Source organism: uncultured Intestinimonas sp., assembly GCF_944387245.1.
Taxonomy (GTDB): Bacteria; Bacillota; Clostridia; order Oscillospirales; family Oscillospiraceae; genus Intestinimonas.
The window spans coordinates 1-12,148 of record NZ_CALXEE010000069.1; the positions used below are offsets into that span (position 1 = coordinate 1).

At 63.1% G+C, this 12,148-nt stretch carries 15 protein-coding genes; 11 read left to right on the forward strand and 4 right to left on the reverse strand.

Going from position 1 to position 12,148, the window contains the following annotated elements; translation table 11 throughout:
- The coding region (locus Q0K15_RS08950) for a glyceraldehyde 3-phosphate dehydrogenase NAD-binding domain-containing protein (RefSeq protein ID WP_294515447.1) at window positions 1-688 on the reverse strand (688 nt) is incomplete at its 3' end.
- Window positions 689-990: 302 nt separating this feature from the next.
- Here Q0K15_RS08950 and Q0K15_RS08955 point away from each other — a divergent pair.
- Window positions 991-2,055: an ATP-binding protein gene (locus tag Q0K15_RS08955; protein WP_294515449.1), complete on the forward strand. Its 1,065-nt coding sequence runs from the start codon at window positions 991-993 to the stop codon at window positions 2,053-2,055.
- Window positions 2,056-2,856: 801 nt separating this feature from the next.
- On the opposite strand, the gene Q0K15_RS08960 is transcribed toward Q0K15_RS08955, so the two are convergent.
- Window positions 2,857-3,048: a hypothetical protein gene (locus Q0K15_RS08960; RefSeq protein ID WP_294515451.1), complete on the reverse strand. Its 192-nt coding sequence runs from the start codon at window positions 3,046-3,048 to the stop codon at window positions 2,857-2,859.
- A gap of 101 nt (window positions 3,049-3,149) precedes the next feature.
- Between Q0K15_RS08960 and Q0K15_RS08965 the strand changes: the two genes are divergently transcribed.
- Window positions 3,150-3,377, forward strand: coding sequence for a helix-turn-helix transcriptional regulator (locus Q0K15_RS08965; RefSeq protein WP_294515453.1), 228 nt, complete (start codon window positions 3,150-3,152; stop codon window positions 3,375-3,377).
- Between the two features lie 52 nt (window positions 3,378-3,429).
- On the opposite strand, the gene Q0K15_RS08970 is transcribed toward Q0K15_RS08965, so the two are convergent.
- Complete coding sequence (locus tag Q0K15_RS08970; protein WP_294515455.1) at window positions 3,430-4,599, reverse strand: phosphoglycerate dehydrogenase; 1,170 nt, start codon at window positions 4,597-4,599, stop codon at window positions 3,430-3,432.
- Window positions 4,600-5,159: 560 nt separating this feature from the next.
- Window positions 5,160-6,245 (reverse strand): 3-phosphoserine/phosphohydroxythreonine transaminase, encoded by a 1,086-nt coding sequence (gene serC / locus Q0K15_RS08975; RefSeq protein WP_294515457.1) that lies wholly within the window; start codon window positions 6,243-6,245, stop codon window positions 5,160-5,162.
- Between the two features lie 365 nt (window positions 6,246-6,610).
- Here serC and Q0K15_RS08980 point away from each other — a divergent pair, with 365 nt between their 5' ends.
- From Q0K15_RS08980 to Q0K15_RS09020, 9 genes are all read left to right on the forward strand, one after another.
- Window positions 6,611-6,952: a DRTGG domain-containing protein gene (locus tag Q0K15_RS08980; protein ID WP_130848305.1), complete on the forward strand. Its 342-nt coding sequence runs from the start codon at window positions 6,611-6,613 to the stop codon at window positions 6,950-6,952.
- A gap of 2 nt (window positions 6,953-6,954) precedes the next feature.
- Window positions 6,955-7,377 carry an ATP-binding protein gene (locus Q0K15_RS08985; RefSeq protein WP_294515461.1) on the forward strand — a complete coding sequence of 141 codons (423 nt, stop codon included), beginning with the start codon at window positions 6,955-6,957 and terminating at the stop codon, window positions 7,375-7,377.
- 52 nt (window positions 7,378-7,429) lie between these two features.
- Window positions 7,430-8,770: a [Fe-Fe] hydrogenase large subunit C-terminal domain-containing protein gene (locus Q0K15_RS08990; protein ID WP_294515464.1), complete on the forward strand. Its 1,341-nt coding sequence runs from the start codon at window positions 7,430-7,432 to the stop codon at window positions 8,768-8,770.
- The gene (locus tag Q0K15_RS08995) at window positions 8,767-9,096 is read left to right on the forward strand and encodes a DRTGG domain-containing protein (protein WP_130848302.1); all 330 of its coding nucleotides are present in this window, start codon (window positions 8,767-8,769) and stop codon (window positions 9,094-9,096) included. Before Q0K15_RS08990 ends, Q0K15_RS08995 begins: the two co-directional genes overlap by 4 nt.
- A 41-nt stretch (window positions 9,097-9,137) precedes the next feature.
- Window positions 9,138-9,848, forward strand: a complete 711-nt coding sequence (locus Q0K15_RS09000; RefSeq protein ID WP_294515474.1) for a PHP domain-containing protein — start codon at window positions 9,138-9,140, stop codon at window positions 9,846-9,848.
- Window positions 9,849-10,008: 160 nt separating this feature from the next.
- On the forward strand, window positions 10,009-10,503 hold the full coding sequence (gene nuoE / locus Q0K15_RS09005; RefSeq protein ID WP_294515465.1) for an NADH-quinone oxidoreductase subunit NuoE: 495 nt from the start codon (window positions 10,009-10,011) through the stop codon (window positions 10,501-10,503).
- Between the two features lie 44 nt (window positions 10,504-10,547).
- Complete coding sequence (locus tag Q0K15_RS09010; protein ID WP_294515467.1) at window positions 10,548-11,087, forward strand: ATP-binding protein; 540 nt, start codon at window positions 10,548-10,550, stop codon at window positions 11,085-11,087.
- A gap of 42 nt (window positions 11,088-11,129) precedes the next feature.
- Window positions 11,130-11,498 carry a (2Fe-2S) ferredoxin domain-containing protein gene (locus Q0K15_RS09015; protein WP_294515469.1) on the forward strand — a complete coding sequence of 123 codons (369 nt, stop codon included), beginning with the start codon at window positions 11,130-11,132 and terminating at the stop codon, window positions 11,496-11,498.
- A gap of 16 nt (window positions 11,499-11,514) precedes the next feature.
- Window positions 11,515-12,148: NAD(P)H-dependent oxidoreductase subunit E (locus tag Q0K15_RS09020; RefSeq protein WP_294515471.1), on the forward strand; the 634-nt coding region annotated here is incomplete at its 3' end.

Sequence of the window (12,148 nt, forward strand, 5' to 3'; positions counted from 1 at the left end):
CGGTCAGCTTGCCGTTGAGCTCGGGGATGACCTTGCCCACGGCCTTGGCGGCGCCGGTGGAGGAGGGGATGATGTTGTAGGTAGCCGCACGGCCGCCGCGCCAGTCCTTCTTGGAGGGGCCGTCAACGGTCTTCTGGGTGGCGGTCACGGAGTGAACGGTGGTCATCAGGCCGTCGGTGATGCCGAACTTGTCGTTGAGGACCTTGGCGATGGGGGCCAGGCAGTTGGTGGTGCAGGAGGCGTTGGACACGAAGGTCATGTCGGAGGTGTACTTGTCCAGGTTCACGCCGCAGACGAACATGGGGGTGTCGTCCTTGGAGGGGGCGGACATGACGACCTTCTTGGCGCCGGCGTCGATGTGGCCCTGAGCCTTCTCCTTGGTCAGGAACAGGCCGGTGGACTCCACCACGTACTCAGCGCCGATCTCGCCCCAGGGAATCTCGGAGGGGTTCATCTTGGCGTACACCATAACCTTGTGGCCGTTGACGGTGATGGAGTTCTCATCGTACTCGATGGTGCCGTTGAAGCGGCCGTGGATGGTGTCGTAGCGGAGCATATAGGCCATATAGTCGGGGGTCATGCCGGGGTCGTTGATACCCACGAACTCCACGTCGGAGCGGGTCAGGCCGGCGCGGAACACCAGGCGGCCGATTCTGCCGAAGCCATTGATACCGATTTTGATGCTCATAGCTGCATTCTCTCCTTATAAAATATCGATGGGTCCCTTCTTTGCGGGTCCATTATAATGCAGCTGACGAATTTTATCAAGAGGTATTTTTAAAGAAATTTCATTCACTTTCGTTTGTAAGAAAAAACGGCAAAATTTTTTTCGACAAAATTCGACATTTCGCCTTGTAGGGAGGCCCAGAATTTGGTACACTGAAAAAAAAGTACCTTTCCCATGACCGGCGCAGACTAAGCAAATGAAGCGTGCCGGGCGGGCGGAAATAAGGGCGGACCGTGGTGTCCGGCGAGGAGGTATGGGGCGATTTGAGCGGCGACGATTGGAACGAAACGCTCTTTGACGGCTTTCCGGAGCCGGTGCTGCTGCTGCGGGAGGGCAAGGTGAGCTATTGCAACCGGGCGGCGGCGGGGCGGTTTCCCGGGCTACGGCCGGGAGATGAGGTCCCCGGGGGACTGAAAGCCCTTCTGGGAGAGGCCTGTCCGCCGGCGGCGGCGGCCGGTGAGGTGGACGGCTGGCCCTGTACCGCCTCCCTACAGGCGGTGGGCGGGGGCACGCTGGTGGTGCTACGGTCCAGAGAGGGGAGTGCCGGTCAGCCCGGACTGGAGCGGCTTTCCCTCCAGCTCCGGCGGGAGACCGCCACTCTGTCTGCCGCCCTCCAACGGCTGGACCCCACCGAAGAGGTCCCGGACGAGGAAAAGGTAAAACGGTATCTGGCGGCGGCCAATCAGGGCCTCTACCGCATCATCCGGCTGGCCGACCACCTGTCGCTCGCCGGCGGAGAGGCGGAACAGTGGCAGCCCAGAGGGATGGACCTGGCCGGACTGTGCCGGGAGACGGCGGAGGAGGTGGAGAGTGTCTGCCGTATGGGCGGGTATGACTTCACCTGGTCCCTGGAGACCTCCGGCCTGCTCACCGTGGGCGACGACAGGCTGCTGCGGCGGATGCTGCTGTGCCTGGTGTCGAACGCCATGAAGGCGGCGGGCCGGAAGGGAAAGCTGGGGCTGAAGCTGTCCGTCCGGGGCGACCGGGCGGTGGTGACGGTGTGGAACACCGGCCTGGCCCTGGGGGAGCAGGACGTGGCCCGGATGTTCGGCGGAGATCTGGCGGCCGTCCCCACGGACCCCAGGCAGGGGCTCGGTCTGGGCCTGGAGGCGGTCCGCCGGACGGCGGCCCTCCACGGGGGCACCGTGCTGGCCGAGAGTCGGGAGGGCGTCATCCGGTGCGTGGTCTCTCTGCCCATCCGCAAGCCGGAGCAGGGGGAGACGCTTCGCACCCCCAAGGTGGATTACAGCGGCGGTTTCCTGCCGGTGCTGGTGGAGCTCTCTGACGTGCTGCCGCCGGAGCTCTATCACTTTGAAGATCTGCAATAGCACAGCGTCCAAACGGGCGGGGCTGGTCCCCGCCCGTTTGCTTTTGCGGCGGCGCTGCGGCAGACGGCCGGTGGTCCCCAGCCCCCGGGCACCGGCGGCGTTACGGAATAAGCCGCCGGTGCAAGCAGCGCGGCGATAGAACAGCTCCGGGGGGGGGGTACATCCAAATAGGGGGGCCGCAGCCCCCCTGTGTTGGCCGTTTCAAGGGGGAGAGTCCAGAGAGGGGGGAAATCGGAATCCCCCCTCTCTGGGGTGTCTTTGGTTCCTTTCTGCACAAGCAGAAAGGAACGCCCCCGGCAGGGCGGACAACACCTCAAATAGAAATCGCTTCTGTTCAAAAGAAAATCGTTCTGCTGCCATCTCCGATGGAGAACGGCCTCCGGCGGGCCCCTTTCTGAATGACCAGAAAGGGGCGAAAGAGTCAGTCAAGGAGGGGGATGGTCGTCGACCCAAAGTCCGCTCCCCTCTCTTTCCGCCTAAAGGCGAAAAGTCGGTTCGCTCCCTTGTGTCTCCTCCTCCCAACACGACCCACTCCGTTGGGCTCGTGTTGGGTACCCGCCTCCTTGACAATCCACCCCTTAAAACGACCAAGCATAGGGAAAAGGGGACCCAAATGGAGCCCAGCGAAGCGGGTCCATTTGGGAGAGGAGGGGCAAGGGAGCGGAGCGAGAAATACCCGCAGGGTGTTTTGAGCGGTGCGGACTTTGCCCCGACGACGTAACGCCCGTGCCGCCGGGGGTGGCAGGAGGACCACCGAGAGAGACGAATGGAAAACGGGAGCGGACATGTTGTCCACTCCCGCTATATGTTGCTCGCTTTTTCCGCCTTGGGTTTCTCTTTTTTCGGGCTGGATTTGATGTAGAGCGCCTCTGTGGTCAGTTGGGCGTGCATCAGGCGTTCCGCTGCCGTGCCGTAGTTCTGCTTTCCCAGATCTTCCAGGGTATCCGTGATGGCGTTGAAGAGAATGGAATAGAGCTTTTGATAGTCAGACATAGACACATCTCCTCTCTATTATATCCAATAAAGAGTGTATACCCCTCGCGGGAAATTGTCAATTAGAATTATTACCTTTAGTATGTATATACTGAAATAAGGTGATAATTCTGAAACGACTAAAATTAAAATTGGACCGTTATTTGGAAGAGCGCCAAATGACGCGCTATGTGCTGGCCCAAAAGACGGGTATCAAATATCAAACCATTGATGGTTATTATAAAAACAGTGTTTTGCGCTACGATGTTGACAATCTCTCCAAGATCATCACCGCCCTGGACTGCGGGGTGGAGGACCTCTTTGAGATCGTGGAGGAAGCCGACCCATAAAGACAGAAAACTCCCCCGCGCCCTCGGCGCGGGGGAGTTTTTGTGTGTTTGCTCAGTGTTTGAGGACCCGGACCCGGAGCACGCCGTCCACGGCGCGGATCTCGTCGGCCACGGCGTCGCCCACCCGCTGGCCCACGTCCACGATGGTGTAGGCGTAGTTGCCCTTGGACTTGTTGGTCAGGTTCTCCACGTTCACCCCGTCCTTGGCCAGGGTGTTGGTGATGGAGGCCAGCATGTTGGGGATGTTCCGGTGGATGATGCACAGCCGGGTCTCGCCGGACCAGTCCTGCTCCAGGGTGGGCAGGTTCACGGAGTTGCGGATGTTACCCGTCTCCAGGTAGTCCCGGAGCTGCTGGGCGGCCATGAGGGCACAGTTCTCCTCGCTCTCTGGGGTGGAGGCGCCCAGGTGGGGGATGGGCACCACGTTCTTGGCGGCGGTGATGGTGTTGTCGGGGAAGTCGGTGACGTACCGGGCCACCTTGCCGCTCTCCAGGGCGGCGATCATGTCCTCGTCGTTGACCAGACCGCCACGGGCCAGGTTGATGACGCGCACGCCGGTCTTCATCTGGTCGAAGGCGGCGGCGTTGAGCATGCCCTTGGTGTCCGGGGTCTGGGGCACGTGGATGGTGATGTAGTCGCAGTTTTTGTAGATGGCGGTGAGGTCGGTGACGTGGTGGACCATCCGGGACAGGGAGAGGGCGGCGTCCACGGAGAGGTAGGGGTCGTAGCCGTAGACCTCCATGCCCAGCTTGGTGGCGATGTTGGCCACCTGCACGCCGATGGCACCCAGGCCGATGACGCCCAGGCTCTTGCCCGCGATCTCGGGCCCCACGAACTGGCTCTTGCCCTTCTCCACCACCTTGGCCACGTCCTCGCCGGCGGCGGCCTGGGCCTTGGTCCACTCGATACCGCCCACCACATCACGGGAGGAGAGCATCAGGGCGCAGATGACCAGCTCCTTCACGGCGTTGGCGTTGGCGCCGGGGGTGTTGAAGACCACGATGCCTGCCTCGGAGCAGCGGTCGATGGGGATGTTGTTGGTGCCGGCGCCCGCCCGGGCGATGGCCCGCAGGGCACTGGGGAAGGCGTACTCGTGCATGTCCGCGGAGCGGACCAGAATGCCGTCCTCGTTTTCCACATTGTCGGAGACGGTAAACCGGGTGGCGTCCAGAACGGCCAGGCCGGTGGGAGAGATCTTATTCATGGTTTTGATGCGAAACATGGTGGATTCCCTCCAATATTCAGTATTTGGAGCGGTCAAGGGACCGCTTCAGTTGTTCTTGTCAAAGGCCTTAATAAAATCACACAATTTTTCTACGCCCTCCACAGGCATAGCGTTGTAGATGCTGGCCCGCATGCCGCCCATCCCCACAAAAGACAAAGCCTTTTGCGGGGGCCCCAGTCAGACTTCACATCCTCGGCGGAAGTGAATTCCGCCTGCGGCAAGGTTTTGCCTTTCGGCAAAACGCTTGGGCGGCCTGACGGCCGGCCCGCTTCGCGGGAGAACGCGGCCGGCATGTGGGCCTTTAGTTGGCTTTATCAAAAGCCTTGATGAAGTCGCAGAGCTTTTCCACACCCTCCACAGGCATGGCGTTATAGATGCTGGCCCGCATGCCGCCCATCCCCACAAAAGACAAAGCCTTTTGCGGGGGCCCCAGTCAGACTTCACATCCTCGGCGGAAGTGAATTCCGCCTGCGGCAAGGTTTTGCCTTTCGGCAAAACGCTTGGGCGGCCTGACGGCCGGCCCGCTTCGCGGGAGAACGCGGCCGGCATGTGGGCCTTTAGTTGGCTTTATCAAAAGCCTTGATGAAGTCGCAGAGCTTTTCCACACCCTCCACAGGCATGGCGTTATAGATGCTGGCCCGCATGCCGCCCACGTTGCGGTGGCCCTTCAGGTTGGTGAAGCCGGCGGCGGTGGCCTCGGCGACGAACTTGGCGTCCAGCTCCTCGCTGGCCGAGCGGAAGGTCACGTTCATGTCGGAGCGGGAGCCCGGCTCCACGGCGCAGGTGAAGAGCTTGGAGCTGTCGATGACGTCGTAGAGCATCTGGGCCTTGCCGTGCTTGATGGCCTCCATGCCTTCCACGCCGCCCTGCTCGTCCAGCCAGTCCAGCACCAGGCCCAGGATGTAGATGCACCAACAGGGGGGAGTGTTGTACATGGAGTCCTTCTCGATCATGAGCTGATAGCCCAGCATTTTGGGGGTGTAGGGCAGCTCATGGCCGGCCAGGTCCTCCCGGACGATGACCACGGTGAGGCCGGCGGGGGCCATGTTCTTCTGGGCGCCGGCAAAGATGACGCCATACTTGCTCACGTCCACCGGACGGGACAGGATGTCGGAGGACATATCGCACACCAGGGGCACGTCGCCGGTGTCGGGGACGTACTGCCACTCGGTGCCGTAGATGGTGTTGTTGGCGCAGTAGTAGAAATAGGACGCCTCGGGGTCCAGCTTCAGCTGGCTCTGGGCGGGGATGTAGGTGTGGTTTTTGTCCTCGCTGGAGGCGGCCAGGTTGATGGTGCCGTACTTCTTGGCCTCCTTGTAGGCCAGGTTGGAGAAGTTGCCGGTGACGGCGTAGTCGGCCTTGCCCGTCTTGCCGATGAGGTTCAGGGGCACGGCGGAGAACTGGGTGGAGGCGCCGCCCTGGAGGAAGAGGACCTTGTAGCCCTCGGGGACCTTCAGCAGGCGGCGGAACTTGGCCTGGGTGTCGTCAAAGATCTTTTGAAACACCTTTGAACGGTGGCTCATCTCCATGACTGACATGCCGGAGCCCTGGTAGTTGGTGATCTCTGAGCCTGCACGCTCCAGGACCTGGAGAGGGAGCATGGAGGGACCGGCGGAAAAGTTGTACACGCGGGCATTACTCATGGTTGACAAGCCTCCTATTTGTAATTTGGGGCGGTTTTGCCTGGGGCGCCCGCCCCACACCCAGTGCCGCGGCTTCAACCGCTTTACTGTGTTAAAGGGTATTATATACCTCAGGGAAAACAAATGTCAATAATAGAGAGACACAAAAACAGCCGTCGGCAGCCGCTATCTTTGTATAATGCGCTCGTGCCGGAAAAAAGAACGGCCCGGGCGGAGGGGTGGAAAAAGCTGTTTCATCTGGCGGCGGGATGTGATAGAATAAACACAGTAAAGCAGCAAGCTCCGCCCGGTGTGACCAAGGGGAACGGTCCGCCGCTGCGGAGGCAGCCAGTGCGGCCCGCCGGGCCGACGAAAGGGGAGCGCGTATGGATCTGTTTGAGATCAGAGACATCCTGAACGCCACGGTGCTGTGCGGCGAGGAGTACCTGGACCGGGAGGTCCGTTCGGCCTGCGCCAGCGATTTCATGAGCGATGTACTGGCCTATGTGAAGGACCAGGCGCTGCTGCTCACCGGTATGGTCAACCCCCAGGTGGTGCGTACCGCCGAGATGATGGACATGAAGTGCATCATCTTCGTCCGTGGGAAGATGCCGGGCGAGGACATTCTGGAGCTTGCCAGGGAGCGGGAGATCGTGGTCATGCGCTCCGAGATGCGCATGTTCATCGCCTGCGGCCTGCTGTACAGCAGAGGACTGGCGGGGGAGTGACCATGGGAGATTTGAAGCTGAACTATGAGGTGGACGGCGGCGACCTGATCCAGGCCGGCGAGGCCTCCAGCAAGATGAAGATGACCCTCAAGAAGCTGGGGCTGCCGCCGGAGGTCATCCGCCGGGCCTCCATCTGCATGTACGAGGGCGAGATCAACATGGTCATCCACGCCGACGGCGGCCAGGTGGAGGTGGATGTGGGGATGGACACCATCACCATCCGCCTCACCGACCACGGTCCCGGCATCCCCGACGTGGACCAGGCCATGGAGGAGGGCTTCTCCACCGCCGGAGACGTGGCCCGGGACCTGGGCTTCGGCGCCGGCATGGGCCTGCCCAATATGAAGCGCTGCTCCGACGACATGCAGATCGACACCCAGGTGGGCGTGGGCACCACGGTGACCATGAAAATCCACATCAACTGAAAAACCGGGCGTCCGGCGTCAGGACGCCCCTTGGAAACGGGGTGATCCCACGATGATGAAACATTCCGTCATTCTGGAATACAAGCGCTGCCGGGGGTGTACCACCTGCATCAAGAACTGCCCCACCGAGGCCATCCGGGTCCGCAACGGCAAGGCCACCATCCTCAACGAGCGGTGCATCGACTGCGGCAAGTGTATCCAGGTCTGCCCCCACAAGGCCATCAAGTCGGTGAGCGACAGCCTGGAGAAGCTGGAGAAGTACCAGTACCGGGTGGCCCTGCCCGACCCTTCCCTCTACGGCCAGTTCCAGCACCTGGACGACATCGACATCGTATTGAACGGCCTTCTGAAGATCGGCTTCCAGAAGGTCTTTGAGACGGCCCGGGCGGCGGAGATCCTCTCCGACTACGCCCGCCACGCCATCAGCAGCGGGGAGAACAAGGTCATGCCCCAGATCTCCTCCGCCTGCCCCACCATCCTGCGGCTCATCCGCACCCGCTTCCCCAAGCTCATCCCCAACGTCAACCCCACCATCACCCCGGTGGAGCTGGCCGCCATCCTGGCCCGGCGGGAGGCCGTGGCCGAGACGGGCCTTCCCCCGGAGGAGATCGGGGTCTTTTCCATCGTCCCCTGCTCCTCGCAGGTGACGGCGGCCCACACCCCGGAGGGCCTGGAAAAGCCGGTGCTGGACGGGGCCTTTGCCATCCGCGACATCTACCTGCGGCTGCTGGGCCCCATGCGGGACCTGGAGGAGGTCAAGCCCATGACCTCGGCGGGGATCATGGGAGTGGGCTGGGCCTGCTGCGGCGGCGAGTCGGCCGCCCGGCTGGGTCAGAGCTACCTGGCGGTGGACGGCATCGAAAACTGCATCAACATGCTGGAGGAGATCGAGGACGGCCGCCTCCCCGAGGCCGACTTCATCGAGCTGTGCGCCTGTACCCAGGGCTGCGTGGGGGGCTGCCTCACGGTGGAGAACCCCTACGGCGCCCGGATGCGGATCAAGAAGCTGATGAAGGGTCTGCCCGTGTCCCGGAGCCGGTACGACTTCCGCAGCGGCGACCGGGCGCTGGTCCGGGTGGAGCGGGAGCTCCAGTACTTACCCTCCTTCCAGCTGGACCAGGACCGGGGCGCCGCCCTGGAGAAGCTGGTCAAGATCGAGGAGCTGGAGCGCAGCCTGCCGGGGCTGGACTGCGGCTCCTGCGGCGCACCATCCTGCCACGCCCTGGCCGAGGATGTGGTTCAGGGCCGGGCCAGTATGGAGGATTGTATTTTTAAAGTCCGGGAGCGCATGCAGTACATGGCGGGCACCGGAGACGCAGACGAATACCTGCCCGCGCCCTTCCGGCAGCGTCGGGTTCCAGGCAAGAAACCAGAAGGAGGTTCCCGGAATTGAACGTAAGAGAACTGGCCCATGTGATGGCCCTGACAGAATTCATCATGCCCGAACCCGAGCGGGAGGTCAGCGGCGGCTACGTGGGCGACCTGCTCAGCTGGGTCATGGGCCGTGCCCAGACCGGCAATGTGTGGCTGACCATCATGTCCAACCAGAATGTGGCCGCCGTGGCCCTGATGGCGGAGGTCTCCTGTGTGGTGCTCACCGAGGGCGTCAAGCCCGACGAGGCCCTGCGGCAGCGGGCCGAGCAGCAGAATATCAACATCCTGGGGACGAAGCTCTCCACCTTTGATGCCGCCGCCGTGCTCAAGCAGCTCATGCGGTAACAGACAACATAGACCCAGCGGGGAGGTGGGCGCTCATCCAACTGTATTTTGACTTTCATTTCCACTCCTGCCTCTCTCCCTGCGGGGACGAGGCCATGACCCCCGCCACCATCGCGGGCATGTGTAAGCTCTCAGGGCTGGATGTGGCCGCCCTCACCGACCACAACACCTGCGGCAACTGCCCCGCCTTCTGCGAGGCCGCCGAGGAATATGGCCTGCTGGCCATCCCGGGTATGGAGCTGTGCACCCTGGAGGAGGTCCACGTGGTGTGCCTGTTCCCCGACCTGGACCGGGCCATGGCCTTCCAGGCGGAGGTCTACCGCCGCATGGAGGGCCGGACCAATGATCCCACCATCTTCGGCCGGCAGCTCCTCATGGATGTGGACGACAACGTGGTGGGGGAGGAGACGGCCCTACTGGCCGGCGCCACCACCATCGGGGTCTATGAGGCTGCGGGGCTGGTGGAGTCCTTCGGCGGGGTGGCCTACCCGGCCCACATCGACCGGGACAGCTTCTCCCTGCTCTCCAACCTGGGTCTGTGGGACCCGGCCATGGGCTTCCCCCTGGCGGAGGTCTCCCGGCGGTGTCCGCCGGACTTTATCCGCGCCCGACGGGACCTGCGGGGGGTGGGGACGGTCACCGGCACCGACGCCCACTACCTCCACCAGATCGTCCAGGCGGAGCAGTTCATGGAGGTGCCCGCCCGGTCCCGGGCGGCGGTGCTGGCCTGGCTGCGCCGGGGCGGCAGGTAGCCGCGGCAACAGAGGAAGGGCATTGTTATATTCGTAAAAAGTTTGTTCCATTTCAGAAAATGGTTGAAGTGGCCGAAAACAGCGATTAGAATAGAGGAAATCCCACCGGTCTCCCGCCGGATGGGCGATCCATGGTATGGGAAAAAGGAGGAACGCGACTATGCCAAACGTGAAGACCGTTGTACCCTACAACGGTACCCCGGAGCAAGAGGAACGGCTGCGGGCGGTCATTGCCGAGCACAAGGGACAGCCCGGCGCCACCATGCCCGTGCTCCAGGCGGCCCAGGATATCTTCGGCTATCTGCCGGAGGAGGTCCAGATCATGGTGGCTGAGGGGCTGGACATTCCCCTCAGTGAGGTCTACGGAGTGGCCTCGTTCTACGCGCAATTCACCCTCAACCCCAAGGGCAAGTACCAGATTAGCCTGTGTCTGGGCACAGCCTGCTACGTAAAGGGCGCCTCCGACGTGCTGGAGGCGGTGCAGCAGCGGCTGGGCATCAAGCCCGGCTCCATCACCCCTGACGGGAAGTTCTCCCTGGATGCCTGCCGGTGCATCGGCGCCTGCGGCCTGGCCCCCGTCATGATGATCAACAACGATGTCTACGGACGTTTGACCCCCGATCAGGTGGGGGCCATTCTGGACCGCTACGAATAAACACGCCCGGTGACAGGGCCGGGCCGCCGTGAGGAGGCTGCGGGATGAAAGAGCTCTCTCTCCACCTGCTGGACATCGCCCAGAACTCCATCGCCGCCGGGGCACGCCACGTGGACCTGACGGTGGAGGAGCGCGGAGAGCTGATCCAGCTCACGGTGGCCGACGACGGACGGGGTATGTCCCCGGCGTTTCTGGCCAGTGTCACCGATCCCTTCACCACCACCCGCACCACCCGGAAGGTGGGCCTGGGCCTGCCCCTGCTCCGCCTGGCGGCGGAGCAGACCGGGGGCGAGCTGCGGGTGGAGAGCCAGCTGGGGGTGGGGACCACCGTCACCGCCACCTTCCACGCCGACCACATTGACTGCCCCCCGCTGGGGGACACCGCCTCCACCGTGGCCCTGCTGGCCCAGGGCCTGCCGGAGGGGATGGAGCTCACCTACACCCGGAGGACCGGGCGGGGGGAGTTCCGCTTCGACACCGCGGAGATCCGGGCCGTGCTGGGGCCTGACGTCCCCCTTTCGGAGCCGGAGGTGGCCGAGTGGATGCGCTCCTATGTGGCGGAGGGAGAAGGGGAGACGGCGTGAGCCGTCCCAAGGACCAAGACCAACACGTTAGGGAGTGAAACGATGAAGAGCCTGGAAGAACTCAGAGCCATCCGTGAGAAAATGCAGAAGCAGATCGATATTCGTGAAAACAGCGCCGACGACATCCGGGTCGTGGTGGGCATGGCCACCTGCGGCATCGCCGCCGGTGCCCGGCCCGTCCTCACAGCCTTCCTGGAAGAGGTGGCCAAGCGGGAGCTGAAGAACGTCACCGTCACCCAGACCGGGTGCATCGGCGTCTGCCGCCTGGAGCCCATCGCCGAGGTCTACGTTCCGGGAGAGGAAAAGGTCACCTACGTGAAGCTGACGCCGGAGAAGGTGCCCCGCATCGTCGCCGAGCATCTGGTCAACCACAACCCCGTCACCGAGTACACCATCGGGGCGGCGGAATAAGGAGGAGGGGTAAGAGATGAACTTTGTCCGATCCCACATCCTGGTGTGCACCGGCACCGGCTGCTCCTCCTCCAACAGCCCCAAGATCATCGAGACCTTTGAGCGGGAGCTGAAGGCCCAGGGCATGGACCAGGAGGCCCGGGTGGTCAAGACCGGCTGCTTCGGCCTGTGCGCCATGGGCCCCGTGGTCCTCATCTACCCCGAAGGCGCCTTCTACACCCACGTCACCCCCGACGACGTGCCCGAGATCGTTTCCGAGCACATCGTCAAGGGCCGCATCGTCCAGCGGCTCCTCCACAAGGAGGGAGAGAACGCCGAGCGGGTCACCAGCCTCTCGGACACCCGCTTCTATAAAAACCAGTACCGCATCGCCCTCCGGAACTGCGGCGTCATCAACCCGGAGAGCATCGACGAGTACATCGGCACCGGCGGCTATGAGGCCCTGGGCCGGGCCCTCACCGAGCAGACCCCACAGCAGGTCATCGACGCCGTGCTGGCCTCCGGCCTCCGGGGCCGCGGCGGCGCCGGCTTCCCCACCGGCCGCAAGTGGCAGATGACCCATGACGCCGTCAGCCCCGACGGGGTGAAGTTCGTCTGCTGCAACGCCGACGAGGGCGACCCCGGCGCCTTCATGGACCGCTCCGTGCTGG